Source organism: Lysobacter sp. Hz25 (assembly GCF_046097045.1).
In the GTDB taxonomy this organism is placed as follows: Bacteria; Pseudomonadota; Gammaproteobacteria; order Xanthomonadales; family Xanthomonadaceae; genus Lysobacter; species Lysobacter antibioticus_B.
Map to the genome: position 1 here is coordinate 2,504,456 of NZ_CP175666.1, position 25,078 is coordinate 2,529,533.

Genomic DNA, 25,078 nt, shown 5'->3' on the forward strand with positions numbered 1-25,078 from the left:
CGACGCGAATCGCGGCGGCTGTGTTCAAGGCCCAGGCGGCGCCCTCACGACGGGCGCGCAGGCGGTCGAACTCAGTACCACTCCAACAACGACACACCCAGCCCGATGTAGGTCGCGCGATGGTTGTAGTCGATCATGCTCTCGCCGTAGCCGTCGAAGATCTGCAGATGGCCGCGCAACTGGTTGTGGATCGGGAAGCCCCAGTCGAACTGCAACGCGCCGTGCGAGCGGTCGCCGCCGCGCATCGAGTGGCGCGCCATCAGCGAGAATTCGTGGCCGCCGCGGCGATGCACCACGGTGAGGTCGCCGCGGCCGATGTAATCCTCGATGTCCGGATTGTCGTCGTCGTTGCCGTCCGACAAGCGCCACCACGGCCGCAGCATCACCGCCCAGTTCTCGCGGTCCAGGCCGACGTTGGCGATCACCCGGTTCCAACTGCGCGAGAACGGATCGGCGCGGCCGTTGGACTGGTGATTGATGCCGATCGCCGCCATGCGCCCGTTCCAGCCGCCGATGCGGTAGTTGTTGCGGAACACCAGCAGCACTTCCGGCTCGTAGTTGGTTTCGCGGAACGGTCGCGAGTCCTCGCCGTTATAGACCTGCCAGCGCGAGCTCTGGGTGTAGCCCATCCAGACGTCGCCGTTGTCGCCGAACAGGTTCTCGACCGCCTTGGTCTTGAAGCTGATCTGGAACTTGGCCTCGATGTCCTTGAGCGACTGCGGCTCGGTCACGTTGTTGCGCGGGTTCGGCGACGACGGCAGCGTGTTCGGGTCGTCGTTCCAGAACACCGGCAGCAGGTACACCGGTTTGTAGGCGCGGAAGTTGAACACGCCGAGCTTGGAGTCCTTGGCCAGCTCCCAACGGCTGTCCAGCAGGCTGCCCTTGCCGGCGTTGGCGATGGCGCTGTCGAGCGGGTCGTCGTGGCTGAAGACGCTGCCCGACAGGGCGCGCTTGGCGCGTTCGCCGACGCTCGGCTTGGGCTCGCCGGCGATTTCGTCGCCGACCGCGAGGTTCTGCTGGATCGCCTTGGCTTCCTTGGCCGCGATATCGGCCTGGCGCGCGCCGTCGGCGGGGCGGCCGAGCGCGGCGTCGTAGCAGGCCAGGCGATCGGCGTTGCTGGTGATCGCCACGCAGGCTTGCGGGGTCGCCGCTTGCGGCGCGGTCTGGGCGAAGGCGAGCACGGGAGCGCTGGCGAGCGCGAGGTAGATCAAGCTGCGTTGCAAGGGCATGGCGATACTCACGGCGTATGGATCGCGAACGACAAAACCGTTGCAGTCTTGCATTCGGACGCGAACGAGACGTGAACCGCGTCGCAGCGCGAGGGCTGCGACGCGGTCGCGCGCAGGCTCAGAAGTAAAGGATCAGAAGAACCAGGCGAACGCGAACAGGCCGACCATCGCGAAGGCGAGGCCGAGCTTGAGCACGGTGCCGGCGACGATGCCGACCCAGGTGCCGACCCCGACCTTGGTCGCCTGGCTGAGCTGGCGGGTGTGGATCAGCTCGCCGGCGAGGGCGCCGACGAAGGGGCCGATGAACACGCCGATCAGGCCGAAGGCCAGCCCGGCGAAGGTGCCGATGATCGAGCCGACGATCGCCAGCTTGCTGGCCCCGACCCGTTTGGCCCCCATCGCGGTGGCCGCGAAATCCACGCCCATCGACAGCACCGTCAGCACGCCGAGGATGACCAGCACCACCCAGCCGACTTTCTCGAATCCGGACACCCAGGAGGCGAGCACCATCCCGGCGAATACCAGGGGCAGGCCGGGCAGGGCGGGGAGCACCGTTCCGACCATTCCGACGACGACCAGCACCCCGGCCAAAATGTAATAAAACGTATCCAAATTCATGCCGAATCCCTTGTCCGGACAGGCTGTCCGGGCTGTTTGCATTTTGGCCCATGTCGGGGTACGTTGCGGTCGCTGCGTTTGCCAAGGGTCACCGTGAATCGTGGCCCCGATGCGGTAGATCCATCGATCCGCTACATCGTTGCACCTCGCTTCCTCCTTGCAACCAGCACGCGACGAAGGTCGTGTTAACAACATCACGTTCCAGGGAGAGAGTAGCGATGTCCGGCAAAGAAACGGGAACCGTCAAGTGGTTCAACGATGCCAAGGGTTTTGGCTTCATCAGCCGTGAAAACGGCGAAGATGTCTTCGTGCATTTCCGCGCGATCCAATCCCAGGGCTTCAAGAGCCTGAAGGAAGGCCAGAAGGTCTCCTTCACCGTCGTCCAGGGCCAGAAGGGCCTGCAGGCCGACGCGGTCGAACCGCTGTAAAGCTCGCACCGATGTTCGGCTGCGGTCTCCGATCGCAGCGCATAGAGTCAGAAAAGCCCGGCTTCGGCCGGGCTTTTTGCTGTGTATTTTTTGATTTTCGTCACAGTTCCGGATGTTGCCGGCTTGGCTCCAGCGCAATCGCAACGATTCCGGGCCTGTCGGATTCGTTGCGCTGCGAACGCAGCCCGGCGCGAATCCTGCGGATATGGCTCTACCCCAGGGTTATATCGATTGAATGCCGTCGGGCGAAAGCGCGGCATCGCTGCCCGCATCGCGAAGCCGCCGGTCGGCCGATGCGCCTGTGCGAATCCCGCAAGAGCGCCGGGGGCAGGAAGCCCCCGGCAACCCGACGGCCTCGCCGAGCCGTCCCGCGTCCTTGCAGCTGTTGCAGCGACCGGCGCTCCCGTCTCGCCCCGCGCCGTTCGCGCTTCCGAATCTCCATCCGGAAGGAGCCCCGCACGGCGCCGACCCGGCCTCGTCTCCCGGTCGGCGCCTTGCGCCATCCTGGCGCCCGCTTCCGCTTTCGCATCCACTTCCGGCGGAAGGCTCGTGGTTATCGAACGCACCAGTCCGATGCATGGGGTCGAGCGCGAACGGATTTCGCATCGAGGGCGGCTTCAACGCGAACGGCCCGCCGAGGCGGGCCGTTCGGAGCTCGACGGGCGAGCGCGCTGCGCGGGTGCGCGGCTCAGTTCTGGAACGGGGTGTTTTCGGCGAAGTACTCGTGGTTGTCGGCGTTGTCGAGCGCGGCGCTCGGGTTGCTGTTGGCGAGGCTCTTCGCCGCGCTCTGGCCGTAAGCGTGATCGTCGGTGCCGGCGACGACGGTGAAGTGGCTCATCTCGTGGATCAGGGTGCCGGCCTTGGAGTCGGTGCCGGTCAGCGGCGCGTTCCAGAACGCGTTGCAGACGTAAATCTGGTACGGCTGGTTCGGATAGACGTAGGCATAAGCGCTGCTGCTGCAACCGCAGTTGATGGTGATCTGGCCGTTGCTCTGGTCGATCGCCGAATCGATCGACACGAAGTGCGAGCGTGCGGTGCTGTAACGGCTGGAGGTGTAGGCGCCGAACCAGGTCGTGTAGCGCGGGCCGAGCGTGCCGGCGTTGAGATAGCCCTTGGCGTTCTCGGCATAGCTACGCGCGGCATTGACGGCCTGGCCGGCCGAACTCGTGCGCGAGGTGGTGCAACCGACATAGTTGACGCCATTGACGATCGCGCTCGGGCCGACCGGCGGCTTCTTCGCCGCAGGCGAGGCCTTGCTGCCGCCGAGTCGGTCGAGGCCGTCGACCCACAGGCTCAGCGGCGCGCTTTGCGCGCTCATCGGCAAGCCGTTGGCCTGGTGCAGCATGACCCGGTCGGAGGTCGAGGCGTGTTGCAGCGGCGCATTGAAGCTGACCACGTACTGGCCGGTCTGCGACAGGTCGTAACCAGCCGCGAGGTCGATCACGCGGCGATAGGTCTGGCCGGGTTGCAGGATCGCGAAATCCTCGGCCTGCGGCAGGCCGCGCTTGACCATCGCGCCCTCGTAGGCGACCGGCTGGCCGTTGTAGCTGACGTTGAACAACTTGGCGTCGAACTGATCCGACGGCAGCTGCCACTTCGGCAGGCGCACGGCCTTGCGGCTGGTGTTGGTGATGCTGATCTCGACCGAGCCGAGGAAATCGTCGGCGGCGCCGGAGACGGCGACCATGCCGACGCGCAGCGGATTGTTCTGGGCTGCGCCGGGTGCGGCGACGGCGGCTGCAATGGCGCCGGTGAGCACGGCGCTCGCGGAAACCAGATGCACGAAGCGAAGTTTCATTCCACGATCTCCTGATGTTGCGATGGGCGGGGTCCGGTGGCGGACTCGAAAACCCTAACCGAAGGCAAGATCGTGCAACGCGCGATAAGTGAGCCAGTTCCGCGCTTAATCGTGATGCGGGTCGTGAACGCGAAGCGCGGCGCGCGCGCACGAAAAAACGGCCCGCGATGCGGGCCGTTTTTTCTCGTTACTTCTCGTTACATTGTTTCATCGCGGTTTGATCGCAAGCCCGGGACGATGCCGCCCGGTTCGCGTTCGATCGGAGCGAGCCCGATCGCCGCCGGCCGTCGATCAACGAACGTAGGCGCGACCGTTGGCGACGCGCACGTAGGTGTTCTCGCGAATGCCAGCGAGGTCCTTCTGGCTGACCACGGTGGTGCGGCCGTCGTTCATGCGTACATAGATGTTGTAGGTCGGCGCGCCGACGCGGTTCTGGATGGCGTTGCCGGCGAGTGCACCGGCGGCGGCGCCTGCGACGGTCGCGGTGTTGCGACGGCCCTTGCTGTCGGTGTGGTCGTCGGCGATCTCGCGGCCGGCGACGGCGCCGACCAGACCGCCCAGGATCGCACCGGTCGCGCGCGGCGCCGTGCTGGTCGCGGTGGTCTGTTCGATGCGGGTCACGACACCGCAGTCATAGCAATTGTTCTGGTTGTTGTTGCCGTAGCTCGGTTGCGACGGCGGCGGGTAGCTGTTGCCGTAGCCTCCGCCGTAGCCCGGAGAGGTCGCACAGCCGGCAAGCGCCAGCGTAGCGACCGTGGCCAGACCCAGCAATCGGATGTTATTGGTGTTCATTCGAGGCTCCTGCGCTTTAGGGGCGTGTGGCGGACAGTTGCCACGCATCAGCCAAGCTATGCGCAGTCACGTGAACACGTGTTCAATTTTGGACCCTGTATCCGACTTCTTCCCCACCGCGTTCAGCTCGCGGCGGGGAAGCCGAGGCGATCAGCCGCGGAAGTCCTGATGGCAGGCCTTGCAGGCCTCGCCGATCTGTTCCGAAACGGCGCCGACGCCGGCGCAGTTGAGCGGCGGGCTGGTCAGCGCGCCGTCGAGCGCTGCGCGCATCTTGCTTGCGTGCTGGCCGAAGCGGGTGTCGTCCTTGAGGTCGGGGAACGCCGGTTCGAGATCGTCGGCCATGGTGCGCAGGGCCTTCAGATGCGGGAGCGTGTCGGTGGCTCCGCAACGGTTCTGTTCGACCTTGCCCTTGAGCTGGCCCAGATGCCACTGCTGCACTTGCATGACGCTGTCGGGGAAGTGGTCCTTGCGCTGATCCAGTGCGCGTACCGCCATGACGGTGGCGACGACGCCGCCGACCAGGCCGATGAGAAACAGAAACAAGTACTTCGAACCATTGCCTTTGCGTTTCGCTTCGGCGTTGCTGGGCTGGGTATCACTCATTGCCTGGCCTCCATCCAATGTCGGCGCACGATAGCACGCGCCAATGTGAGGTCCAGGTCAGAAACCTTTGGCGGCCAAGCCTTTCGGCGCCTTCGAAGGCACATTATTCGAGGAGCGGAGGCAGGCCCCCGGGGAGAGAAGGCCTGGTCAGGCGCGTTCGCGCGCCGCAGCGTCCCAGCGTTCGCGCCGGCAAGCCGTGCCGTCGCCCTTACAATATGCGCATGACCCCGCAATCCTCCGACACTCTCTGGCAAGAACGCTTTGCCGGCATCGACCGCCTGTACGGCCACGGCTCGGTCGCACGCTTCCGCCAATGCCGCATCGCCGTGGTCGGCATGGGCGGCGTCGGTTCCTGGGCGGTGGAGGCGCTGGCGCGTACCGGCATCGGCCACCTGACCCTGATCGATGCCGACGACCTGTGCGTGTCCAACACCAACCGCCAGTTGCCGGCCTTGGAAGGCCAGTACGGCCGCGCCAAGGTCGAGGCCATGGCCGAGCGTTGCCGCGCGATCAACCCGGCAATCGAGGTCGATGCGGTGCAGAGCTTCCTGACCCCGTCGAACCTGGACGAGCTGCTGGACCGCGGTTTCGACCTGGTCCTGGATGCTTGCGACAGTTTCCGCAGCAAGGTGGAACTGATCGCCTGGTGCCGGCGCCGCAAGCTGCCGGTGATCGTGGTCGGCTCGGCCGGCGGCCGCACCGATCCGACCCTGGTGCGGGTGCGCGATCTTTCGCGCACCGAACACGATGCGATGCTGGCGCTGATCCGCAAGAAGCTGCGCGGCGAATTCAACTTCCCGAAGAACACAGGCCGCTATTTCAGCGTCTCGGCGATCTACTCGCTGGAAAACGTCAAATACCCGCAACCCGACGGCAGCGTCTGCGGCCTGCGGCCGAAGGTCGCCGGCGATGCGGCCCTGAAGCTGGACTGCGGGGCCGGGCTCGGCGCAGCCACGCATATCACCGGCGTCTTCGCCTTCGCCGCGGTCGGGCGCGCGCTGGAGATCCTGCTCAAGCCTAAGGCGCAGGCGGCAGGCTAGGAACGGTGCGAGCCGCGACCGCGGGCTTTCAACCCGGTGCGAAGGCAGCAGTAGCGAAATCCATCGGCAACCGTCTTTGCGCCGTCGTTGCGATGGCGCGGTCGCGGCTCGTGCCGCTCCTACCCGGAGACGGTGTCTGAAGCCTGCGGCAGCTTGAACAAACGCTCGGCGTTGGCGCTGGTGGCGGCGGCGAGTTCGTCGAGCGATATCCCGCGCAGTCCAGCGATGGTTTCGGCGATGCCGGCCAGGCGCGCCGGTTCGTTGCGTTGGCCGCGGATCGCGGCATCGGGCTGGTCGGGCGCATCGGTTTCGAGCAGCAACTGCTCGATCGGCATCGCCGCGACGATGCGCCGCAAGCGCTTGGCGCGGTCGTAGGTGACCGGGCCGCCAAGCCCGAGCAGGAAACCCGCCTTCCACAATTGCTCGGCCTGTTCCTCGCTGCCGGAATAGCTGTGGACCACGCCGCGCAGGCCGCCGATGCGGCGCAACGCTGCGATGGTCGCCTCGACCGCGTGGCGTGCGTGCACGATCAGGGGCAAGTCGAACTCGCGCGCGAGTTTCAGCTGGCCTTCGAAGTAGCGCATTTGCTCGTCGCGATCGAGGCCTTCGACGAAATAATCGAGCCCGCATTCGCCGACCGCGAGCGGCCGTTCGCGCTCGATCCAATCGCGCAGTTCGTGCAGGTGCCCGGGTCGGTGCGAGGACAGATACATCGGGTGCAGGCCGTAGGCCGGATACAGACCGGGCGCGCTCGCGCAGACCTCGCGCAATTTCGGCCAGCCGGCCGCATCGACCGCCGGCACGACTTGGCGGGCGACGCCGGCCTCGCGCGCTCGCGCCATCACCTCGTTGCGGTCGAGGTCGAACTCGGTCGCGTCGAGGTGGCAATGGCTGTCGACCAGGGCGTGCATGCGCTCAGCGCGCGGGCGGCCGCGGCGGCTCGATGGTCGGCGGCGCCTTGCGGTTCTTCCAGTTGGCCAGCAGCAAGGTGCCCAGGCCCAACAGGATTTCGTCGGCGAGCGGGACGAAGTCGGGGACGACCAGGTCGACCAGGAACAGCGCCGCGGTGACCACGAACAGACGCGGGTAGCTCAGGCGTCCGAGAAAACCCAACAGGGGGGCGAGCAGAGGATTGGCCATGTTCGGTCGAGTTGTGACGCAGGTAGCAAACACGCTAGCACGCGGCCGCGCGACGATTCACACAGGGGACAGATTGGCGAAAATCAATAGGCACTGGTTCAGCTTTCGAGTGGTGGAATGGCGCCGTCCCCCCAACGGTCGGCAACGTATTCCGACCGTATGTATCTACATAGCTGCTCAGCGCGCCCCGGAGGCTCCAAATGAACAAGAACATGATAGCTGTAGCGATTGCCGCGCTGCTCGTCGGCGGCGTCGCCGTCGCGGCGTTCCAGAGCTTCCGAGGCAACGGCGCGCCCGGCCAGGCCGCGCTGGCTCCGGTCGCAGGCGCCGAACTCGCGCCGGCCGGCACCGTCGGCGACATCGCTGCCAACGGCGCGATCAACACCGCGCCGCAGGTCGATTACGCCGACGTGGTCAAGGTCAACCCGATCAACGAGAAGCAGAAGCTGTACGCGACCGTGATCGGCACCGATCCGGTCCGCGAGACCAACACCACCTCGACCCCGCGCGAAGTCTGCGAAGACGTGGTCGTGCAAGAGCGCCTGCCCGAGCGCGACGGCAACGTCGGCGGCACCGTCGCTGGTGCGGTCATCGGCGGCCTGCTCGGCAACCAGGTCGGCGGCGGCAACGGCAAGAAGGCCGCGACCGCGGCCGGCGCCGTGGCCGGCGGCTTCATCGGCAACCGCGTCGACCGCAACCATGTCGGCGGCCGCGTCGTGAACCGCACCGAGCGCCAGTGCCACACCGTGTCCGACAAGTCGCAGTCCTCGCGCGTGGTCGCCTACAACGTGACCTACCGCAACCCGGACGGCACCACCGGCACCATGCGCACCGAGAGCAAGCCGGGCAGCCGCATCGCACTGGGCAGCGAAGACAAGGTCGTCGGCTACGACGTGACCTACCGCTACCAGGGCCAGGAGCAGACCATCCGCATGGACGAGCGCCCGACCCAGCGCCTGCCGGTCATCGACGGCCAGGTCGTGACCCAGACCGCGTCGGCCGGCGTGCCGAGCCGCGGCTGAGTCCAGCGCAACACGCGACACCCGAACGGGGCCGGATCTTCCGGCCCCGTTTTTTTGCCTGGCGGTTCGACGACAGAGCAGGGGTAGGTGCAGCCGCAGCGCTGGCTCGGAACGGCCGGGGCGCTTCGTCGGAGCACGCGCGCCAACTGGCGGGACTGCTGATCGCGCGCGGTTTTGTGCCGGGTCGCAGGTGCGGACGAGAAACCCGCCCGCTGCCGTGCGGGCTTGCGCAAGAATTCCCCGGATACCGCCCAGTGCGCAGATCCGTGGGTTTTCGGCCTTACCCGGGCCGCAGCGGGCCATTACAATGACCGTCTTTCTGTCCTAGAGGTCTCCCAAGCGCGCCATGGCCCTGAATCCCTACGATCTCTACGACGTCCGTTCCTTGCTCAGCGACGAGGAGCGCGCCGTCCAGGACACCGTGGCCCGTTTCACCGATGAGCGCGTGATCCCGATCATCGGCGATGCCTTCGACCAGGGCCGCTTCCCGAAGGAACTGGTGCCGGAAATCGCCGCACTCGGCCTGCTCGGTTCCTCCTTGCCGGAAAAGTACGGCTGCGCCGGCCTCAATGCGGTCAGCTACGGCCTGATCTGCCAGGAACTCGAGCGCGGCGACAGCGGTATCCGCAGCTTCGTCAGCGTGCAGTCCTCGCTGTGCATGTACCCCATCTACGCCTACGGCACCGAAGAGCAGCGCGAGCGCTGGCTGCCGGGCATGGCCCGCGGCGAGATCATCGGCTGCTTCGGCCTGACCGAGCCGCACGGCGGTTCCGACCCGGCCAACATGAAGACCAACGCCAAGCGCGACGGCGGCGACTGGGTCCTCAACGGCTCCAAGATGTGGATCACCAACGGCAACCTGGCCGACATCGCCATCGTTTGGGCGCAGACCGACGACGGCATCCAGGGCTTCGTGGTCGAGAAGGGCATGCCCGGTTTCGCCGCCCAGGAAATCAAGCATAAAATGAGCCTGCGCGCGTCGGTGACGTCGTCGCTGTTCTTCGACAACGTGCGCGTGCCCGAGGCCAACCGCCTGCCCAACGTCAAGGGTCTCAAGGGCCCGCTGGGCTGCCTGACCCAAGCCCGTTACGGCATCACCTGGGGCCCGATCGGCGCGGCCATCGCCTGCCTCGACGAGGTGCTGGGCTACACCAAGGAACGCATCCTGTTCGAGCGTCCGGTCGCGGCGACCCAGTCGGCGCAGATCAAGATGGCCGAGATGGCGCGCCGCATCACCATGGCGCAGTTGCTGGTGGTGCAGCTCGGCCGCCTCAAGGACGCCGGCAACATGCAGCCGACCCAGGTCAGCCTGGCGAAGTGGAACAACTGCCGCATGGCCATCGACATCGCGCGCGAATGCCGCGACCTGCTCGGCGGCGCCGGCATCACCACCGAGCATGCGGCGATCCGTCATGCCCTGAACCTGGAATCGGTAATCACGTACGAAGGCACCGAGACCGTGCACCAGTTGGTGGTCGGCCGCGAGCTGACGGGGATCAGCGCGTTCTGAGTGTCCGCTTCCGCCTGATGCGATAGGCGGGAGATTGCGGTGTTTCCCTTCTCCCGCGCGCGGGAGAAGGTGGCCCGAAGGGCCGGATGAGGGCGCACGCCGCCTGGCGGCCCCGGGATGTAGCCGGACGCAGCCGGATCGCGCTCTCATCCAACCCCTCTCACATCAGCGGAAAGGGGCTTCCACATGGCGATGCTGGCGCAAGGGGAGAACCGAGCCGTGATGACGATTCCCGACATTAGACTGGAAACGCCGCGCCTGATCTTGCGCCCGCCGCGCCTGGACGACTTCGACGACTGGGCCGCCTTCATGGACGCCGGCGATTACCTGCGCTACATCGGCGGGCCGCAGCCGCGCTCGGTAGCCTGGCGCGGCCTGATGTCGGTGATCGGCTCCTGGGCCGCATACGGCTATGGCTTCTTCTCGGTCTACGAAAAAACCTCCGGCCGCTGGATCGGCCGCCTCGGCCCCTGGCAGCCGGATGGCTGGCCCGGCACCGAGGTGGGTTGGGGCATCGTCGAAAGCGAAGGCGGCAAGGGCTATGGCACCGAGGGTGCGACCGCCGCGACCGACTGGGCCTTCGAACACCTGGGCTGGAGCGAAGTGATCCACACCATCGACGCGGACAATCTGCCGTCGAAAGGCGTAGCGGCCAAACTCGGTTCGCGCTACATGCGCCAGGACCGCCTGCCGGCGCCGGCCGACATGGAAGTGGAGGTCTGGGGCCAGACCCGCGAGGAATGGCAGGCGCGGCGCAAGCGGGAAGCGGGCGCGTGATCACCGTCTACGGCTTCTCGCCCTCGGGCAATTGCCACAAGCTGCGCCTGTTGCTCGAACAACTCGGCGAGCCTTACGCCTGGGTCGAGGTCGACAGCAGCCGCGGCGAAACGCATACGCCGGAATTTCTCGCCCTCAATCCCAATGCCAAGGTGCCGGTCATCGAGCTGGACGACGGCCGCACCCTCAGCGAATCCAACGCCATCCTGTACTACCTCGCCGACGGCAGCGCGTTCTTGCCGTACGACCGCTGGCAGCGCGCGCAGGCCTTGAGCTGGATGAACTTCGAGCAGTACAGCCACGAGCCCTATGTCGCCGTGGCCCGTTTCATCGCCGGCTGGACGCCGCTGGATTCGCCGCGTCGCGCCGAGCTGCCGTCGCTGCGCGAACGCGGCCATCGCGCGCTGGCGGTGATGGAGCGGCATCTGCAGTCCCACGATTGGTTCAGCGGCGAGGCCTACGGCATCGCCGACATCGCCTTGTTCGCCTACACCGACGTCGCCGGCCACGGCGGCATCGCGTTGGCGCCGTATCCGGCGATCGAGGCCTGGCGCGCGCGGGTCCGCGCGACGCCGGGCTTCGTCGCCTTGCCCGATCCCGATCCGCAGGCGGCGCAGCGCATCGCGCAGACGCCATGACGGGTTCCGTCTAATTCTTCCTTGATGAGCCGGCCCGGCGACGGGCGGCGGAGTGTTCGATGTCAGCGCAACTGCAGTCTTCGATCTTCAACAACGTGCCGAACTTCAATGCGGTGCCGAGCCCGATCCCGGCACGCATGAAGGGCCTCAACCGGGCCGAGATCTGCGACGTCAATTTCGTCGAGTTCGTCAATCAGTGGAACGGCCGCGCCGATGCGCGGCCGGCGCCGGACGAGGCGATCCTGCAGGGCAGCGCGCTCGACGCGCGCGGTTTCCGCGAGCTGTTCGAGTCGCAGCTGATCAGCCGCCATCTCGACCTGATGGCGCGCGTGCTGCGCGTGCAGAACAAGGTCTTCTACACCATCGGTTCCAGCGGCCACGAAGGCAACGCCATGGTCGCGCGCTTGACCCGCCACACCGATCCGGCGTTCCTGCACTACCGCAGCGGCGGCTTCATGGCCGAGCGCTTCCGCAAATTGCCCGGCATGGACCCGGTGATGGATTCGGCGCTGAGTTTCGCCGCCAGCAAGGACGACCCGGCTTCGGGCGGCCGGCATAAGGTGTGGGGCAGTAAGCCCTTGTGGGTGCTGCCGCAGACCTCGACGATCGCCTCGCATCTGCCGAAGGCGCTCGGCACCGCGGTCGCCATCGAAACCGGTCGCCGTCTCGGCCACGCTCTGCCGATCCCCGACGACAGCATCGCCATCTGTTCGTTCGGCGACGCCTCGGCCAACCACGCCACCGCCCAGACCGCGTTCAACGCCGCCGCCTGGACCGCGTATCAAAAACTGCCGGCACCGGTGTTGTTCGTCTGCGAAGACAACGGCATCGGCATTTCGGTCAAGACCCCGGGCGGCTGGATCGCCAACCGTTTCCGCAACATGGACGGCCTGGATTATTTCGCCGCCGACGGCCTCGACCTGGCCAGCGGTTATGCCGACGTGCAGCGCGCGGTCGAGCATTGCCGCCGCAGCCGCCGTCCGACCTTCCTGCACCTGCGCACGACCCGCATCATGGGCCACGCCGGCACCGACTTCGAGATCGAATGGCGTTCTTTCGAGGAACTGTGCGCGGTCGAAGCCAGCGACCCGCTGCTGCGTTCGGCGGCGATCGCGCTCGAATCGGGGCTGATGTCGAAGCAGGACGTGCTCGACCTGTACGAGGCCACGCGCAAGCAGTGCTTCGCCGCCGCCGAAGAGGCCGATCGCCGGCCCAAGCTCGACCGCCTCGACGAGGTGATCGCGCCGCTGGCGCCGTATTCGCCCGAAGCGGTGCAGCAGGAGGCCAAGCGCGCCGATTTCGCCGAGCGCCGTCTGCAGGTGTTCGGCAGCGAAGCCAAACTGCCCGAGCAACAGCCGCCGCGCCATCTGGCGATCCAGATCAACAACGCCCTGCACGACCTGTTCGCCAAATACCCGGAAACGCTGCTGTTCGGCGAAGACGTGGCGCAGAAGGGCGGCGTCTACACGGTCACCAAGGGCCTGCAGAAAGCCTTCGGCCCGCGCCGCGTGTTCAACACCTTGCTCGACGAGACCATGATCCTCGGCATGGCCCAGGGCTTCGCCAACGTCGGCCTGATGCCGATCCCGGAGATCCAGTACCTGGCGTATTTCCACAACGCCTGCGACCAGATCCGCGGCGAGGCGGCGTCGCTGCAGTTCTTCAGCAACAACCAGTACCGCAACCCGATGGTGGTGCGCATCGCCGGCCTGGGCTACCAGCGCGGTTTCGGCGGGCATTTCCATAACGACAACTCGATCACCGCCTTGCGCGACATCCCCGGCCTGGTGGTCGGTTGCGCCTCGCGCGGCGACGACGCCGCGACCATGCTGCGCACCCTGACCGCGCTGGCCAAGGTCGACGGCCGCGTCTCGGTGTTCCTGGAACCGATCGCGCTGTACATGACCAAGGACTTGTACGAAGCCGGCGACGGCGCCTGGCTGACCTCGTATCCGAAGCCCGACGAGGCGATGACGCTCGGCGAAGGGCGAAGCTATGGAGAGGGCGACGATCTGGTCGTGTTCTCTTACGGCAACGGCGTGCCGATGAGCCTGCGCGCGGTGCGCGAGATCGAGCAGCAGCACGGTTGGAAGGCGCGCGTGATCGACCTGCGCTGGCTGGTGCCGCTCAACGATGCTTACATCGCCGAACAGGCGCGCGGCGCCAAGCGCATCATCGTGGTCGACGAAGGCCGGCGCAGCGCCGGCGTCGGCGAGGGCGTGATCACGGCATTGACCGAGGCCGGTTTCGGCGGCGTGCCGCTGCAGCGCGTGGTCGGCGTCGACACCTACACGCCGCTGGCCGGCGCGGCCTTCCTGGTGATCCCCGGCGAGGACGATATCGTCCGCGCCGCCGACGTGCTGGCCAAGGGCTGACCCTCATGTGCGGACTGGCCGGCCTGCTGTGTCCGCGCACCGATATCGGCCACGAGCATCTGCTCGAACTGGCCGGCGCGATGGGCGACGCCCTGCGTCACCGCGGCCCCGACGACGACGGCGTCTGGGCCGATGCGCAACACGGCATTGCCCTGGCGCATCGGCGCCTGAGCATTCTCGACCTGTCGCCGCTGGGCCATCAGCCGATGGCCTCGGCCGACGGCCGCTACGTGATCGCCTACAACGGCGAGGTCTACAACTTCGCCGCCTTGCGCGAAGAACTGCTCGAACTGGGCCACGCCTTCCGCGGCCACTCCGACACCGAGGTACTGCTGGCCGCGGTGGTGGAGTGGGGCGTCGAGCACGCGGTGGCGCGCTGCAACGGCATGTTCGCCATCGCCCTGTGGGACCGCCACGAACAGACGTTGTGGCTGGCCCGCGACCGGGTCGGCAAGAAGCCGCTGTACTACGGCTGGGCCGGCGACACCCTGGTGTTCGGTTCCGAACTCAAGGCGCTGTGGCGTCACCCGCAGTTCGACAACGGCGTCGACCGCAATGCGCTGGCCCTGTTGCTGCGTTACGACTACGTGCCGGCGCCGTACGCGATCCATACCGACACCTTCAAGCTGATGCCGGGCACCTTGCTGCGTTTCGACGCGGCCACGGTCGCGCGCGGTGCGGCGGCCCACGATCCCAAACGCGACCAGCACAGCTATTGGCAGGCGCGCGACCGCATGGCCGCGGCGATCCGCCACCCCTTCGACGGCGACATCGACGCTGCCGAGGACCGGCTCGACGACTTGCTGCGCGATGCGGTGGGCCTGCGCATGGTCGCCGACGTGCCGGTGGGCGTGTTTCTTTCCGGCGGCACCGATTCGTCGGTGGTGACTTCGTTGATGCAGGCCTTGAGCGCGAAGCCGGTCAAGAGCTTCACCATCGGTTTCGAGGGTTCGCACCACGACGAGGCGCCGCTCGCGCTCGAAGTCGCGCGCCATCTCGGCACCGCCCACACCGAGCTCTACGTCAGCGGCGTCGACGCCTTGGCGGTGGTGCCGCGGCTGTCGGCGATGTTCGACGAACCCTTCGCCGATGCCTCGCAGGTGCCGACCGCGCTGGTTTGCGCCTTGGCGCGCAGCCAGGTCACGGTGGCGTTGTCGGGCGACGGCGGCGATGAGTTGTTCTTCGGCTATACGCGCTACGAGCGCGCCTTGCGCAACCTGCGCCTGCAGCGGCGCGTGCCGGCGCCGCTGCGGCGCTGGCTGGCGAAATCCGCGAGCGCTCACGGCGAAGCCTCGCGCGCTGGCGGTTTCGCTGCGTTCGCGGCCGAGATGGGCGCGCAGGGCATCGGCGACGTCTACCGCAACCGCATCGTGCGCTGGCGCTTCCCCCAGGCCGCCGTGCCCGGATCGAAACTGCCGGCGACGATGTACGACCTCGCCGAGCCGCTGGGCGGCCTGGGCACGCCCGCCGACGCGATGATGCTGGCCGACTACAGCGTGTACCTGCCCGACGACCTGTTGTGCAAGGTCGACCGCGCCAGCATGGCGGTCGGGCTGGAGGCGCGCGCGCCCTTGCTCGACACCCACGTCGCCGAATTCGCCTGGTCCTTGCCGCTGCAGTTCAAGCGCGGCGACAGCGGCAGCAAGTACCTGCTCAAGCGCGTGCTCAAGCGCTACCTGCCCGACGCCATGGTCGACCGCGGCAAGCGCGGTTTCGGCGCGCCGGTGACGCAATGGCTGCGCGGCGACTTGCGCGAATGGGCGGCGGGGTTGCTCGACCCGTCGCGCCTGGCGCAGGAAGGTTATTTCGACGCCGAGTTGGTCGGCGGCCTGTGGCGGCAGTTCCTGGCCGGCGAGCGCCGCTGGCACACCCATCTGTGGAACGTGTTGATGTTCCAGGCCTGGCAGGCGCATTGGAAAACCGAGCGCAACGAAGTCGGGCGCTCGGTCTGGATGTCGACGACCGGCGAGGGCGGTTTGTAGGCGGCATGATCGACCCGCGCCGCTCCTACCCCTTACAGCCGTTGCGTCAACACATCGCGGCGCAACCCTTTGTAGGAGCGGCGCAAGCCGCGACCGCGGGGTTCCAGGCCACGGCGCCGTGCTGGCCGTCGCAGCGCAACCCCTTGTAGGAGCGGCGTGAGCCGCGACCGCGGAGTTTCGGGTCGCGGCGTTGCTGTCTGGTGGGCGCGCGGTCGCGGTTCGCGCCGCTCCTACCCAGGGGCAACGCAGGCAAGGGGTAGGAGCGGCGCAAGCCGCGACCGCGCTTCTGCAAGGCGCAGCGTCTGTCGGGGGTCACTGCGAACGGCTCATGCGGTGGATGTTTGGCCGCTTCGGTCGATGACGCGGGACCGGAGTTTTCTGCGCGTCCCGTGGTCGCGGCTTGCGCCGCTCCTGCTCCTGGAGGCGCAACTCCCTCAGCGCGCGAAACCTTCCAGCAGCGGCACTTCCTCGACCGCTTGGCCGCCGATGCTCAGCGCTTGTTCGGGGCGCTCCAGCGGCAGCACCGCCAGGGCGAGATGGGTTCCCCCATCGCTCGCCGCGGCGACCACGGTGCCCAGTGCTGCGCTTTCGCCACGCACTTCCGCTCCGGCCTCGATCGATGCGGAAGCGGCGAATGCCGCCACGCCGCGCTTGGCCTTGCCCAGGAAATGGGTGCGCGCGACGATCTCCTGGCCGGGATAGCAGCCTTTCTTGACGCTGAAGGCGCGCAGGCGTTCCAGCGACAGCTGTTGCGGGGTCCATTGTTCGGCCTGCGAGGCCGGCAGCCGCGGCAGGCCGTGGCGCAGGTCGGCCAGCGCCCACTGCGCGGTCGCTGCGGGGTCCTCGGGCGCACGCGCGTCCGCGACGATGCGCAGGCTGCGCGCACCGCCGTCGCCGCTGAAGTCCAGCTCCAGGCCTGCGTCTTCGTCGCCGCCGAGGGCGGCGCCGCGCGCCTGCGCCGGCTCGGCCCAGCGCCCTTCGGCGCTCAAGTCCTCGCGCAGGGCGATGACCACCTTGCTGCGGAAGACGAAGCGTTTCAACGCCTCGGCGATAGCCGCGGCGTCGGCGTCGGGGACCAGCAGCCAGACGCGTTGGTCGGACAGGCGGAGCAGGGCGAATAGCGCAATCAGGCGCCCTTTGGGCGTCAGCCAGCCGCTCCAGTGCCAATGTCGATCGGCGAGCGTCTTCACGTCGTTCATGAACTGAGACTGCGCAAAGGCTGCTGCGTCGCGGCCTTCGAGGGTAATGAGGCGTTGGCCGGGCAGGGCAAACGCCTGTCCGTGCAAGGGGTGCGGGTTGTCAGGCATGGGGGCCGGGAATTAATATTTAACGCTGTGATGATAGGCGAAACCACCCCGGAAGCACCTTCGGACTTTGTGTCCGAGACCCCGGCGACTCCCGTACCCGAGACGGGAGGCGATTCGTCTTCCGCCAAGGACGCTCGCAAAGAGCACGGTGGTCGCGAGGGTCCCGAACCGACCCGTTACGGCGACTGGGAAAAGAACGGCCGCTGCATCGATTTCTGATCCGACGTCCGACCGCTAGCCCTCACGCCCCCCACACAGCGCTCCCACGCTCCCCCCGCCACGCGGCGCCGCCGCCCAGCTGAGATTGCCATCGCATGGCGAACCGCGAACGACCCCTGTCACCGCATCTGCAGGTTTACCGCTGGCAGATACAGATGGTGACCTCGATCCTGCACCGGGCGACCGGTATCATCCTTTCCGTCGGCGCTTTGCTGATCGCCTGGGCGTTGGTATCGCTCGCGGCCGGTCCCGAAGCCTGGGCCCAGTTCACCGCCTGCGCCCGCTCGCCGCTCGGTTTCCTGATCCTGTTCGGCTGGACCTGGGCCTTCGCCTACCACCTGATCAACGGCATCCGCCATCTGGTCCAGGACGCGGGCTACGCCTACAAGGTCGACACCTTCGTGCGCAACGGCTGGATCAGCGTGATCGGCAGCCTGGTGCTGACCGCCCTGATCTGGATCGTCGCCATGATGTCGCGAGGTGGCGCATGAGCGCGAACAACAAGCATCTGCGCAATCCGCTCAAGACCGCGCGCGGCCTGGGCTCGGCGAAGGACGGCACCCACCACTTCGTGGTCCAGCGCGTCACCGCGGTCGCCCTGATCGTCCTGACCCTGTACGTGCTGGGCCTGATCGTGTCGTGGATCGGCGGCGATTACGCCTCGGTGCGCGCCTCGGTCGCCCATCCCTGCAACGCCGTGCTGCTGAGCGCGTTCGTCGTGGCGATGTTCTGGCACGCCAAGCTCGGCCTGCAGGTCGTCATCGAGGACTACGTCCACACCCCGGGGCTGGCGATCGCCTCGCAGCTCGCGGTCGTTTTCGTTTGCGTACTCGCGGCTCTCGCCAGCGTGCTCGCCATCATCCGCATCGCGTTGGGAGCCTGAGTCGTGGCCTCTGCCTACAAGATTCAAGAACACAAGTTCGACATGGTCGTGGTCGGCGCCGGCGGCGCCGGTCTGCGCGCCACCTTCGGTCTCGCCCAGAAAGGCCTGAAGACCGCCTGCATCACCAAGGTGTTCCCGACCCGCTCGCACACCGTCGCCGCCCAGGGCGGCATCTCGGCCGCGCTCGGCAACATGGGCGAGGACGATTGGCGCTACCACTTCTTCGACACCGTCAAGGGTTCGGATTGGCTGGGCGACCAGGACGCGATCGAGTACATGTGCAAGGAGGCCATCCCGGCCATCATCGAGCTCGAGCACCAGGGCGTGCCGTTCTCGCGCACCGACGAAGGCAAGATCTACCAGCGCCCGTTCGGCGGCATGACCACCAAGTACGGCGAAGGCCCGCCGGCGCAGCGCACCTGCGCCGCCGCCGACCGCACCGGCCACGCCATCCTGCACACCCTGTACCAGCAGTCGCTGGCGCACGACGCGCAGTTCTTCATCGAATACTTCGCCCTCGACCTGATCATGGACGAGACCGGCGCCTGCCGCGGCGTGCTCGCCCTCGACATGGCCGAAGGCACGCTGCACCTGTTCCGCGCCCAGGGCACGGTGCTGGCCACCGGCGGCTACGGCCGCGCCTATTTCTCGGCGACCTCGGCCCACACCTGCACCGGCGACGGCGGCGGCATGGCCCTGCGCGCCGGCCTCGGCCTGCAGGACATGGAATTCGTGCAGTTCCACCCGACCGGCATCTACGGCGCCGGCTGCCTGATCACCGAAGGCGTGCGAGGCGAGGGCGGCATCCTGCGCAACGCCAACGGCGAGCGCTTCATGGAGCGCTACGCGCCGAGCGTGAAGGACTTGGCGCCGCGCGACATGGTCAGCCGCTCGATGACCATCGAGATCCGCGAAGGCCGCGGCGTCGGCGAGCACAAGGATCACATCCTGCTCGACCTGACCCACCTCGGCCCCGAGGTCATCCACGAAAAACTCCCGGGCATCGCCGAATCGGCGCGCATCTTCGCCAACGTCGACGTCGAGAAGGAGCCGATCCCGGTCATCCCGACCGTGCACTACAACATGGGCGGCATCCCGACCAACTACCACGGCGAAGTCGTGCAGTTGAAGAACGGCGACCCCGATGCGGTCGTGCCGGGCCTGTACGCGATCGGCGAAGCGGCCTGCGTGTCGGTGCACGGCGCCAACCGCCTGGGCTCGAACTCGCTGCTCGACCTGGTGGTGTTCGGCCGTGCGGTGGCCAACCGCTGCGCCGAGACGGTCAAGCCCGGCGGCGCCCACGCCCGCCTGGCCGGCGACGCCTGCGACGAAGCGCTGGCGCGCCTGGACAAGCTGCGCAACGCCACCGGCAGCACGCCGACCGCGGTCATCCGCGACAAGATGCAGCGCACCATGCAGGCCGACGCGGCGGTGTTCCGCACCGGCGAGACCCTCGCCGACGGCGTGCGCAAGATGCGCGAGATCCACGCTTCGTTCGCCGACGTCAAGGTCAGCGACCGTTCGTTGATCTGGAACTCGGACTTGATCGAGACCTACGAGCTGTCGAATCTGCTCGGCCAGGCCTTGGCCACCATCGTCTCGGCCGAGAACCGCACCGAGTCGCGCGGCGCCCACGCCCGCGAGGACTTCGCCACGCGCAACGATGAGCAGTGGCAGAAGCACACGCTGTGCTGGGTCGACGAGAAGGGTACGACGAGCATCGACTACCGTCCGGTGCACAACTACACCTTGACCGACGATGTCGCCTACGTCCCGCCCAAGGAACGCAAGTACTGATCGGCGCTACGGCGCGCAGTTCCGCTGCGCGCCATTCACGCAACCCACCGCAGTACTGCCGCAAGCCGAGAGATCGCCAGCATGGCCGAATTCGCTCTACCCAAGAACTCCCAGATCCAGAAGGGCCGTCACTGGCCGACGCAGGGCGCCAAGCAGCCGCGTACCTTCAAGGTCTACCGCTGGAACCCCGACGACGGCCTCAACCCGCGCGTGGACACTTATGAAGTGGACCTCGCGACCTGCGGCCCGATGGTTCTCGACGCGCTGATCAAGATCAAGAACGAGATCGACCCGACCCTGACCTTCCGCCGCTCCTGTCGCGAAGGCATCTGCGGTTCGTGCGCGATGAACATCGACGGCACCAACACCCTGGCCTGCACCCGCGCGATCACCGATTGCGACAAGCCCGAGGTGCCGATCTACCCGCTGCCGCACATGTCGGTGGTCAAGGACCTGGTGCCGGACCTGACCCACTTCTACGCCCAGTACGCCTCGATCCGCCCGTGGCTGCGCACCCAGAGCGCGACCCCGTCGGACCGCGAGCGCCTGCAGTCGCCGGAAGACCGCAAGAAGCTCGACGGCCTGTACGAGTGCATCCTGTGCGCGTGCTGCTCGACCAGCTGCCCGAGCTACTGGTGGAACGGCGACCGCTACCTCGGCCCGGCGATCCTGCTGCAGGCCTATCGCTGGATCATCGATTCGCGCGACGAGGACACCGGTGCGCGCCTGGACGATCTGGAAGATCCGTTCAAGCTCTATCGCTGCCATACCATCATGAACTGCGCCCGCACCTGCCCGAAGGGGCTGAACCCGGCGCAGGCGATCGGCGAGATCAAGAAGCTGATGCTGGCGCGTCGCGTCTAAGGCGAACGCGGCACCGCCCGGTTCCAACCCACGACGGCGCCTCGGGCGCCGTCGTGCCGTCCAGCCAGTCGCAGGCGGCGTATCCGCGCCGCGCCAGGGGTGAGCGATGCAGTCGAAGGCGATTTTCCTGCCCGCCGTGGCGATGGTCGCGTTGACCTGCACGGTGTGGCTGCGCATGTACGCGGTGCGGATCGGGCAGATGCGCCGCGAGCGCATCCACCCGCAAGCGGTCGCGACCTCGGCGCAGGCCGTCGCCCGGCTCACCGACAGCGCCGCGGCCGACAACTTCCGCAATCTGTTCGAACTGCCGGTACTGTTCTATGTGGCGGTGGTCGTGGCTGCCTTGGCCGGACTGGCCGATGGCGCGACTCTCGTCTTGGCCTGGCTGTTCGTCGCACTGCGCATCGCCCACAGCGCGATCCACTGCAGCTACAACCGGGTCATGCACCGTTTTTTCGTTTACGCCGCCGGCGCGCTCGCGCTGTGGGCGTTGTGGTTCCATCTCGCAATCGGACTGCTGAGCTCATGAACAGTTTCTCCCGCGTCACCGCTTCGCGTTTCGCCCGTCGCACCCTGGCCGCGCTGGTCGCTGCTGCGTTCTGCGCCGCGCCGGCTTTCGCCGATACGGCCAAGGCCGCCGACGCCTCGCAGGGCGGCGCCCGTGTCGCCGATGCCCGCCAGTTGCTGGAGACGATGCGTTACGCCGAGATTCTCAAGCAGGGTTTGAGCCTGGTGTTCAGCCAGCCCATGCCCGGCAGCGAGGCGCTTTCCGACGAGCACAACGGGGTGATGAAGCGCTTGTTCGACAGCATGCCGGCCGGGCCTTTCCTCGACGGCGCCTCCAAGCGTCTGGCGCAGAGCGCGACTCAGGCCGAAATCGACGAGGCCCTGGCGTACTTTCGCGGCGCGGCCGGACAGACCGAGTTGGCTTGCGTGCGCGACACGCTCGGCACGCCGACCACGCTCGATTGCATCCGCGAGCGCGGCGGCGAAGCGCATCTGCAGGCGCATCGCGCCTTCGCCGAAACCTCGATCGAGAACAAGCTCGGCGAGATCATGGCCGGCGACAGCGGCGATGCCGATTTCGCCGCCTCGGCCAAGCTCGCGCTCGAACAGGACCCGGCGCTGGCGAAGGACCTCGACGCCTATTGCGGAAGTCATCCCGGCGGTCTGTGCGATGTGTTGAAGCCGGCCCAGGCCGCGCCCTGAGCGTTGGATGCGAGGAAGCGACGAGATGAGCGAAGACGAGACCAGCCGCGAGGAGCGCGACGAGATCGAATTGCGTCGCTTGCGCTGGCGTTGCCGGCGCGGCATGCGCGAACTGGACCAGTTGTTCGGGCGTTATCTCGACCGTATCTGGAAGCAGGCTTCCGACGCCGAGCGCGGGGTTTTCCTACGGTTGCTGGAAACCGAGGACGATAAGCTCTGGCACTGGTTCATGGGCCACGAAGCCGCCAGCGATGCCGAACTCGACCGTCTCGTCCAATCGATCCGCGCCCTGCCGCCTTGAGTGGCGGCCGTCGCGCCTGCTCGCGGCGGCGCTGATCGTTCTGGGGCTGGCGGCGGCGTTGTCGCTGTGGTTCAGCGAATGCCCGCGCGCCGTGGCCGGGCCGCTGGCGGTGCTGGCCCTGGCCTGGGCGCTGTATTCGGCGCGGCGCGAACTGCGCCGGCCGTCGCAGCGTCTGGTCATCGCCGGCGAGCGCGCCAGCCTCGACGACTTGCCGATCACCGAGCTGCGCCTGCACTGGCGCGGCTGGCTGGCCCGGCTCGATTTCACCGGCCCGGACGGGCAGGGGCGGCGCCTGTTGTGGTGGCCGGACCGCCTGGACGCCCGCGGTCGCCGTGAACTGAGGCTGGCCGTGGCGGTCTCAGCCCCTGCGCGCGATCCGCGTTCGATGGCACCATGAGGCCCGGATTTGAACGCGGCGATCAGGGCGCCGGGATTCGGGATGGGCAAGGCGGCCAGCGCCGAACCACCGAGCACCGCGCCTGTCCAAGCCGCCAGCACTAGAGAGACAGAGTTCACGATGAAAGCAATGTCCAGTCCCCAGCTTCCGGTCTCGGCCGCATAGATGTTCAAACCCATCTCCGTCGCCATCGGCCTGCGCTACCTGCGCGCCAAACGCCGCAACGGCTTCATCTCCTTCATCTCCCTGGCCTCGATCGGGGGCATCGCCCTCGGCGTGACTGCGCTGATCACCACGCTGGCGGTGATGAGCGGCTTCCAGCGCGAGATCCGCGACCGCATGCTGCAGATGGCCGCCCACGCCACCGTCAGCGCCTACGGCGAACCAGTGACCGAGTGGCGGCTGGCGATCGACAAGGCCACCGCCGACCCCCGCGTCGCCGGCGCCGCGCCGTACATCGAAAAGGAAGCGCTGCTGTCGTCCACGCGGCAACAGCCGGCGATCATCCGCGGCGTCGACCCGGCCGAGGAGAGCAAGGTCTCGGTGCTCGCCGACAAGATGGTCGAAGGCAAACTCAGCTCGCTGACCCCGGGCAGTTTCAACATCGTCCTCGGCAAGGAACTGGCCCTGTGGACGGGCGCCCAGGTCGGCGACAGCGTGGTGGTGATGACCGCAGACGGCCGCAGCACGCCGATGGGGGCGATGCCGCAGCTCAAGCGCTTCACCGTCAGCGGCATCTTCGAGGCCGGCTACAGCGAATACGATAAGGGCCTGGCGGTGGTCAACATGAGCGACATCCAACGGGTGCTGCGCATGGGCGACGGCGTCACCGGCGTGCGCCTGAGGCTGCACGACATGGACAAGGCCTGGGATGTCGCCCGCGATCTCTCGGTGGCCCTCGGCGGCCCCTACCGGATCACCGATTGGAGCAGCGACAACGCCAACATGTTCCGCGCCCTGAAGATGGAAAAAGTCGTGATGGCGGTCCTGCTGTCGCTGATCATCGCCATGGGCGCGTTCAACCTGGTGTCTTCGCAGGTCATGTTGGTCACCGACAAGCAGGCCGATATCGCGATCCAGCGCACCCTCGGGCTGACCCCGATGAGCGTGATGCGGATCTTCATCGTCCAGGGCACCCTGATCGGCATCGTCGGCACGGTGCTCGGCGTGGTCGGCGGTATCGTCCTGACCTTGAACCTCGAACACATCCTCAAGGCCATCGAGACCGTGCTCGGTGTGCAGTTGATGCCGGAAGACGTCTACTACATCACCGGCCTGCCGACCGACCTGCAGACCAGCGACGTGACCATCATCGCCTGCGTGGCGCTGGCGATGGCCTTCCTGGCCACGATCTATCCCGCCTGGCGCGCCGCGCGCACGGCGCCGGCGGAGGCGCTGCGTTATGAATAACCCACAGAACGCCGACGTCCGCCGGACCGTCGCCGACGACATCGTGTTGCGCTGCGACGGCCTGGCGATGACGTATTCGGAAGGCAAGCTGCACACGCCGGTGTTCCAGGGGTTGGAACTGGCGGTGCGCAAGGGCGAGACGGTCGCGATTCTCGGCGCGTCCGGTGCCGGCAAGAGCACCTTGCTGCATCTACTCGGCGGCCTCGACACGCCGACTGCGGGCGAGGTCTACGTCGCCGGCGAGCGCATGAGTGCGCTGTCCGATCGCGCGCGCGGCCTGCTGCGTAATCAGGCGCTGGGCTTCGTCTACCAGTTCCATCACCTGTTGCCCGAGTTCACCGCACTGGAGAACGTGATGCTGCCGGTGCTGCTCGACGGCCGTAGCCGTTCGGCCACGACCAAGCAGGCGTCGGAGCGGGCCAGGGCATTGCTGGAATCGGTCGGCCTGGGCCATCGTCTCGATCACAAGCCGGGCGAATTGTCCGGCGGCGAGCGCCAGCGCGCCGCGGTCGCGCGCGCCCTGGTCAATCGCCCGGCCTGCGTGCTCGGCGACGAGCCGACCGGCAACCTCGACGAAAAAACCGCCGCGGTGGTGTTCGAGCTGATGCTCGCGCTCAATCGCGACCAGGGCACCAGCCTGGTGTTGGTGACCCACGACCGCCGCCTCGCGCGGCGCCTGGACCGCGTGCTGGAATTGCACGAAGGCAAACTGCGGCAACTGGACGCCGCCGAGGTGTAG

27 protein-coding genes are annotated in these 25,078 nt (G+C 67.4%); 19 read left to right on the forward strand and 8 right to left on the reverse strand.

The window, feature by feature from the left end; translation table 11 throughout:
- Positions 1 to 71 precede the first annotated feature (71 nt).
- Positions 72 to 1,229, reverse strand: coding sequence for a phospholipase A (locus tag ACKN61_RS10435; RefSeq protein ID WP_408953795.1), 1,158 nt, complete (start codon positions 1,227 to 1,229; stop codon positions 72 to 74).
- Positions 1,230 to 1,361: 132 nt separating this feature from the next.
- A complete protein-coding gene (locus ACKN61_RS10440) occupies positions 1,362 to 1,847 on the reverse strand; it encodes a DUF456 domain-containing protein (RefSeq protein WP_223619483.1) in 486 nt (161 codons plus the stop codon).
- Positions 1,848 to 2,065: 218 nt separating this feature from the next.
- Here ACKN61_RS10440 and ACKN61_RS10445 point away from each other — a divergent pair, with 218 nt between their 5' ends.
- Complete coding sequence (locus ACKN61_RS10445) at positions 2,066 to 2,275, forward strand: cold-shock protein (RefSeq protein ID WP_031371474.1); 210 nt, start codon at positions 2,066 to 2,068, stop codon at positions 2,273 to 2,275.
- Positions 2,276 to 2,963: 688 nt separating this feature from the next.
- Here ACKN61_RS10445 and ACKN61_RS10450 read toward each other — a convergent pair.
- The 3 genes from ACKN61_RS10450 to ACKN61_RS10460 all read right to left on the reverse strand — a co-directional run bounded on the left by ACKN61_RS10450 (position 2,964) and on the right by ACKN61_RS10460 (position 5,468).
- Positions 2,964 to 4,073 (reverse strand): M35 family metallo-endopeptidase, encoded by a 1,110-nt coding sequence (locus ACKN61_RS10450; RefSeq protein ID WP_408953403.1) that lies wholly within the window; start codon positions 4,071 to 4,073, stop codon positions 2,964 to 2,966.
- A gap of 291 nt (positions 4,074 to 4,364) precedes the next feature.
- On the reverse strand, positions 4,365 to 4,865 hold the full coding sequence (locus tag ACKN61_RS10455; protein ID WP_408953404.1) for a glycine zipper 2TM domain-containing protein: 501 nt from the start codon (positions 4,863 to 4,865) through the stop codon (positions 4,365 to 4,367).
- A 150-nt stretch (positions 4,866 to 5,015) separates the two neighbouring features.
- Positions 5,016 to 5,468, reverse strand: a complete 453-nt coding sequence (locus ACKN61_RS10460; RefSeq protein WP_036148322.1) for a hypothetical protein — start codon at positions 5,466 to 5,468, stop codon at positions 5,016 to 5,018.
- Positions 5,469 to 5,689: 221 nt separating this feature from the next.
- On the opposite strand from ACKN61_RS10460, the gene ACKN61_RS10465 reads away from it, so the two are divergent.
- Positions 5,690 to 6,508: a ThiF family adenylyltransferase gene (locus ACKN61_RS10465; RefSeq protein WP_031371470.1), complete on the forward strand. Its 819-nt coding sequence runs from the start codon at positions 5,690 to 5,692 to the stop codon at positions 6,506 to 6,508.
- Between the two features lie 119 nt (positions 6,509 to 6,627).
- Here the strand turns inward: ACKN61_RS10465 and ACKN61_RS10470 are convergent, their stop codons facing one another.
- Positions 6,628 to 7,419, reverse strand: coding sequence for a TatD family hydrolase (locus tag ACKN61_RS10470; protein WP_408953405.1), 792 nt, complete (start codon positions 7,417 to 7,419; stop codon positions 6,628 to 6,630).
- 4 nt (positions 7,420 to 7,423) lie between these two features.
- Positions 7,424 to 7,648, reverse strand: coding sequence for a DUF6116 family protein (locus ACKN61_RS10475; protein WP_408953406.1), 225 nt, complete (start codon positions 7,646 to 7,648; stop codon positions 7,424 to 7,426).
- A gap of 200 nt (positions 7,649 to 7,848) precedes the next feature.
- Between ACKN61_RS10475 and ACKN61_RS10480 the strand changes: the two genes are divergently transcribed.
- The 6 genes from ACKN61_RS10480 to asnB all read left to right on the forward strand — a co-directional run bounded on the left by ACKN61_RS10480 (position 7,849) and on the right by asnB (position 15,952).
- Positions 7,849 to 8,670, forward strand: a complete 822-nt coding sequence (locus ACKN61_RS10480; RefSeq protein WP_408953407.1) for a glycine zipper 2TM domain-containing protein — start codon at positions 7,849 to 7,851, stop codon at positions 8,668 to 8,670.
- Between the two features lie 346 nt (positions 8,671 to 9,016).
- Positions 9,017 to 10,180, forward strand: a complete 1,164-nt coding sequence (locus tag ACKN61_RS10485) for an acyl-CoA dehydrogenase family protein (protein ID WP_031371466.1) — start codon at positions 9,017 to 9,019, stop codon at positions 10,178 to 10,180.
- Between the two features lie 222 nt (positions 10,181 to 10,402).
- Complete coding sequence (locus tag ACKN61_RS10490; protein WP_408953408.1) at positions 10,403 to 10,957, forward strand: GNAT family N-acetyltransferase; 555 nt, start codon at positions 10,403 to 10,405, stop codon at positions 10,955 to 10,957.
- A complete protein-coding gene (locus ACKN61_RS10495) occupies positions 10,957 to 11,595 on the forward strand; it encodes a glutathione S-transferase family protein (protein WP_408953796.1) in 639 nt (212 codons plus the stop codon). Before ACKN61_RS10490 ends, ACKN61_RS10495 begins: the two co-directional genes overlap by 1 nt.
- A gap of 137 nt (positions 11,596 to 11,732) precedes the next feature.
- Positions 11,733 to 13,970: a thiamine pyrophosphate-dependent enzyme gene (locus ACKN61_RS10500; RefSeq protein WP_408953797.1), complete on the forward strand. Its 2,238-nt coding sequence runs from the start codon at positions 11,733 to 11,735 to the stop codon at positions 13,968 to 13,970.
- Between the two features lie 5 nt (positions 13,971 to 13,975).
- Positions 13,976 to 15,952 carry an asparagine synthase (glutamine-hydrolyzing) gene (asnB, locus tag ACKN61_RS10505; protein WP_408953409.1) on the forward strand — a complete coding sequence of 659 codons (1,977 nt, stop codon included), beginning with the start codon at positions 13,976 to 13,978 and terminating at the stop codon, positions 15,950 to 15,952.
- A gap of 434 nt (positions 15,953 to 16,386) precedes the next feature.
- On the opposite strand, the gene ACKN61_RS10510 is transcribed toward asnB, so the two are convergent.
- Complete coding sequence (locus ACKN61_RS10510) at positions 16,387 to 17,259, reverse strand: YgfZ/GcvT domain-containing protein (protein WP_408953410.1); 873 nt, start codon at positions 17,257 to 17,259, stop codon at positions 16,387 to 16,389.
- 30 nt (positions 17,260 to 17,289) lie between these two features.
- Here ACKN61_RS10510 and ACKN61_RS10515 point away from each other — a divergent pair, with 30 nt between their 5' ends.
- From ACKN61_RS10515 to lolD, 11 genes are all read left to right on the forward strand, one after another.
- The gene (locus tag ACKN61_RS10515; RefSeq protein ID WP_408953411.1) at positions 17,290 to 17,478 is read left to right on the forward strand and encodes a DUF1674 domain-containing protein; all 189 of its coding nucleotides are present in this window, start codon (positions 17,290 to 17,292) and stop codon (positions 17,476 to 17,478) included.
- Positions 17,479 to 17,573: 95 nt separating this feature from the next.
- The gene (gene sdhC / locus ACKN61_RS10520; protein ID WP_408953412.1) at positions 17,574 to 17,969 is read left to right on the forward strand and encodes a succinate dehydrogenase, cytochrome b556 subunit; all 396 of its coding nucleotides are present in this window, start codon (positions 17,574 to 17,576) and stop codon (positions 17,967 to 17,969) included.
- Positions 17,966 to 18,361, forward strand: a complete 396-nt coding sequence (gene sdhD / locus ACKN61_RS10525; RefSeq protein ID WP_031371459.1) for a succinate dehydrogenase, hydrophobic membrane anchor protein — start codon at positions 17,966 to 17,968, stop codon at positions 18,359 to 18,361. Before sdhC ends, sdhD begins: the two co-directional genes overlap by 4 nt.
- 42 nt (positions 18,362 to 18,403) lie before the next feature.
- Complete coding sequence (gene sdhA, locus ACKN61_RS10530; protein ID WP_408953798.1) at positions 18,404 to 20,158, forward strand: succinate dehydrogenase flavoprotein subunit; 1,755 nt, start codon at positions 18,404 to 18,406, stop codon at positions 20,156 to 20,158.
- An 81-nt stretch (positions 20,159 to 20,239) separates the two neighbouring features.
- On the forward strand, positions 20,240 to 21,022 hold the full coding sequence (locus tag ACKN61_RS10535) for a succinate dehydrogenase iron-sulfur subunit (RefSeq protein WP_031371457.1): 783 nt from the start codon (positions 20,240 to 20,242) through the stop codon (positions 21,020 to 21,022).
- A 106-nt stretch (positions 21,023 to 21,128) separates the two neighbouring features.
- Entirely contained in the window at positions 21,129 to 21,551 is a 423-nt protein-coding gene (locus ACKN61_RS10540) for an MAPEG family protein (RefSeq protein WP_408953413.1), read from the forward strand.
- Complete coding sequence (locus tag ACKN61_RS10545) at positions 21,548 to 22,231, forward strand: hypothetical protein (RefSeq protein WP_408953414.1); 684 nt, start codon at positions 21,548 to 21,550, stop codon at positions 22,229 to 22,231. Before ACKN61_RS10540 ends, ACKN61_RS10545 begins: the two co-directional genes overlap by 4 nt.
- A 25-nt stretch (positions 22,232 to 22,256) precedes the next feature.
- A complete protein-coding gene (locus ACKN61_RS10550; protein WP_408953415.1) occupies positions 22,257 to 22,532 on the forward strand; it encodes a succinate dehydrogenase assembly factor 2 in 276 nt (91 codons plus the stop codon).
- Entirely contained in the window at positions 22,483 to 22,929 is a 447-nt protein-coding gene (locus ACKN61_RS10555) for a hypothetical protein (RefSeq protein ID WP_408953416.1), read from the forward strand. The genes ACKN61_RS10550 and ACKN61_RS10555 overlap by 50 nt, the downstream gene beginning before the upstream one ends.
- 165 nt (positions 22,930 to 23,094) lie before the next feature.
- A complete protein-coding gene (locus ACKN61_RS10560; RefSeq protein WP_408953417.1) occupies positions 23,095 to 24,339 on the forward strand; it encodes a lipoprotein-releasing ABC transporter permease subunit in 1,245 nt (414 codons plus the stop codon).
- Positions 24,332 to 25,078: a lipoprotein-releasing ABC transporter ATP-binding protein LolD gene (lolD, locus tag ACKN61_RS10565; RefSeq protein ID WP_223619494.1), complete on the forward strand. Its 747-nt coding sequence runs from the start codon at positions 24,332 to 24,334 to the stop codon at positions 25,076 to 25,078. Before ACKN61_RS10560 ends, lolD begins: the two co-directional genes overlap by 8 nt.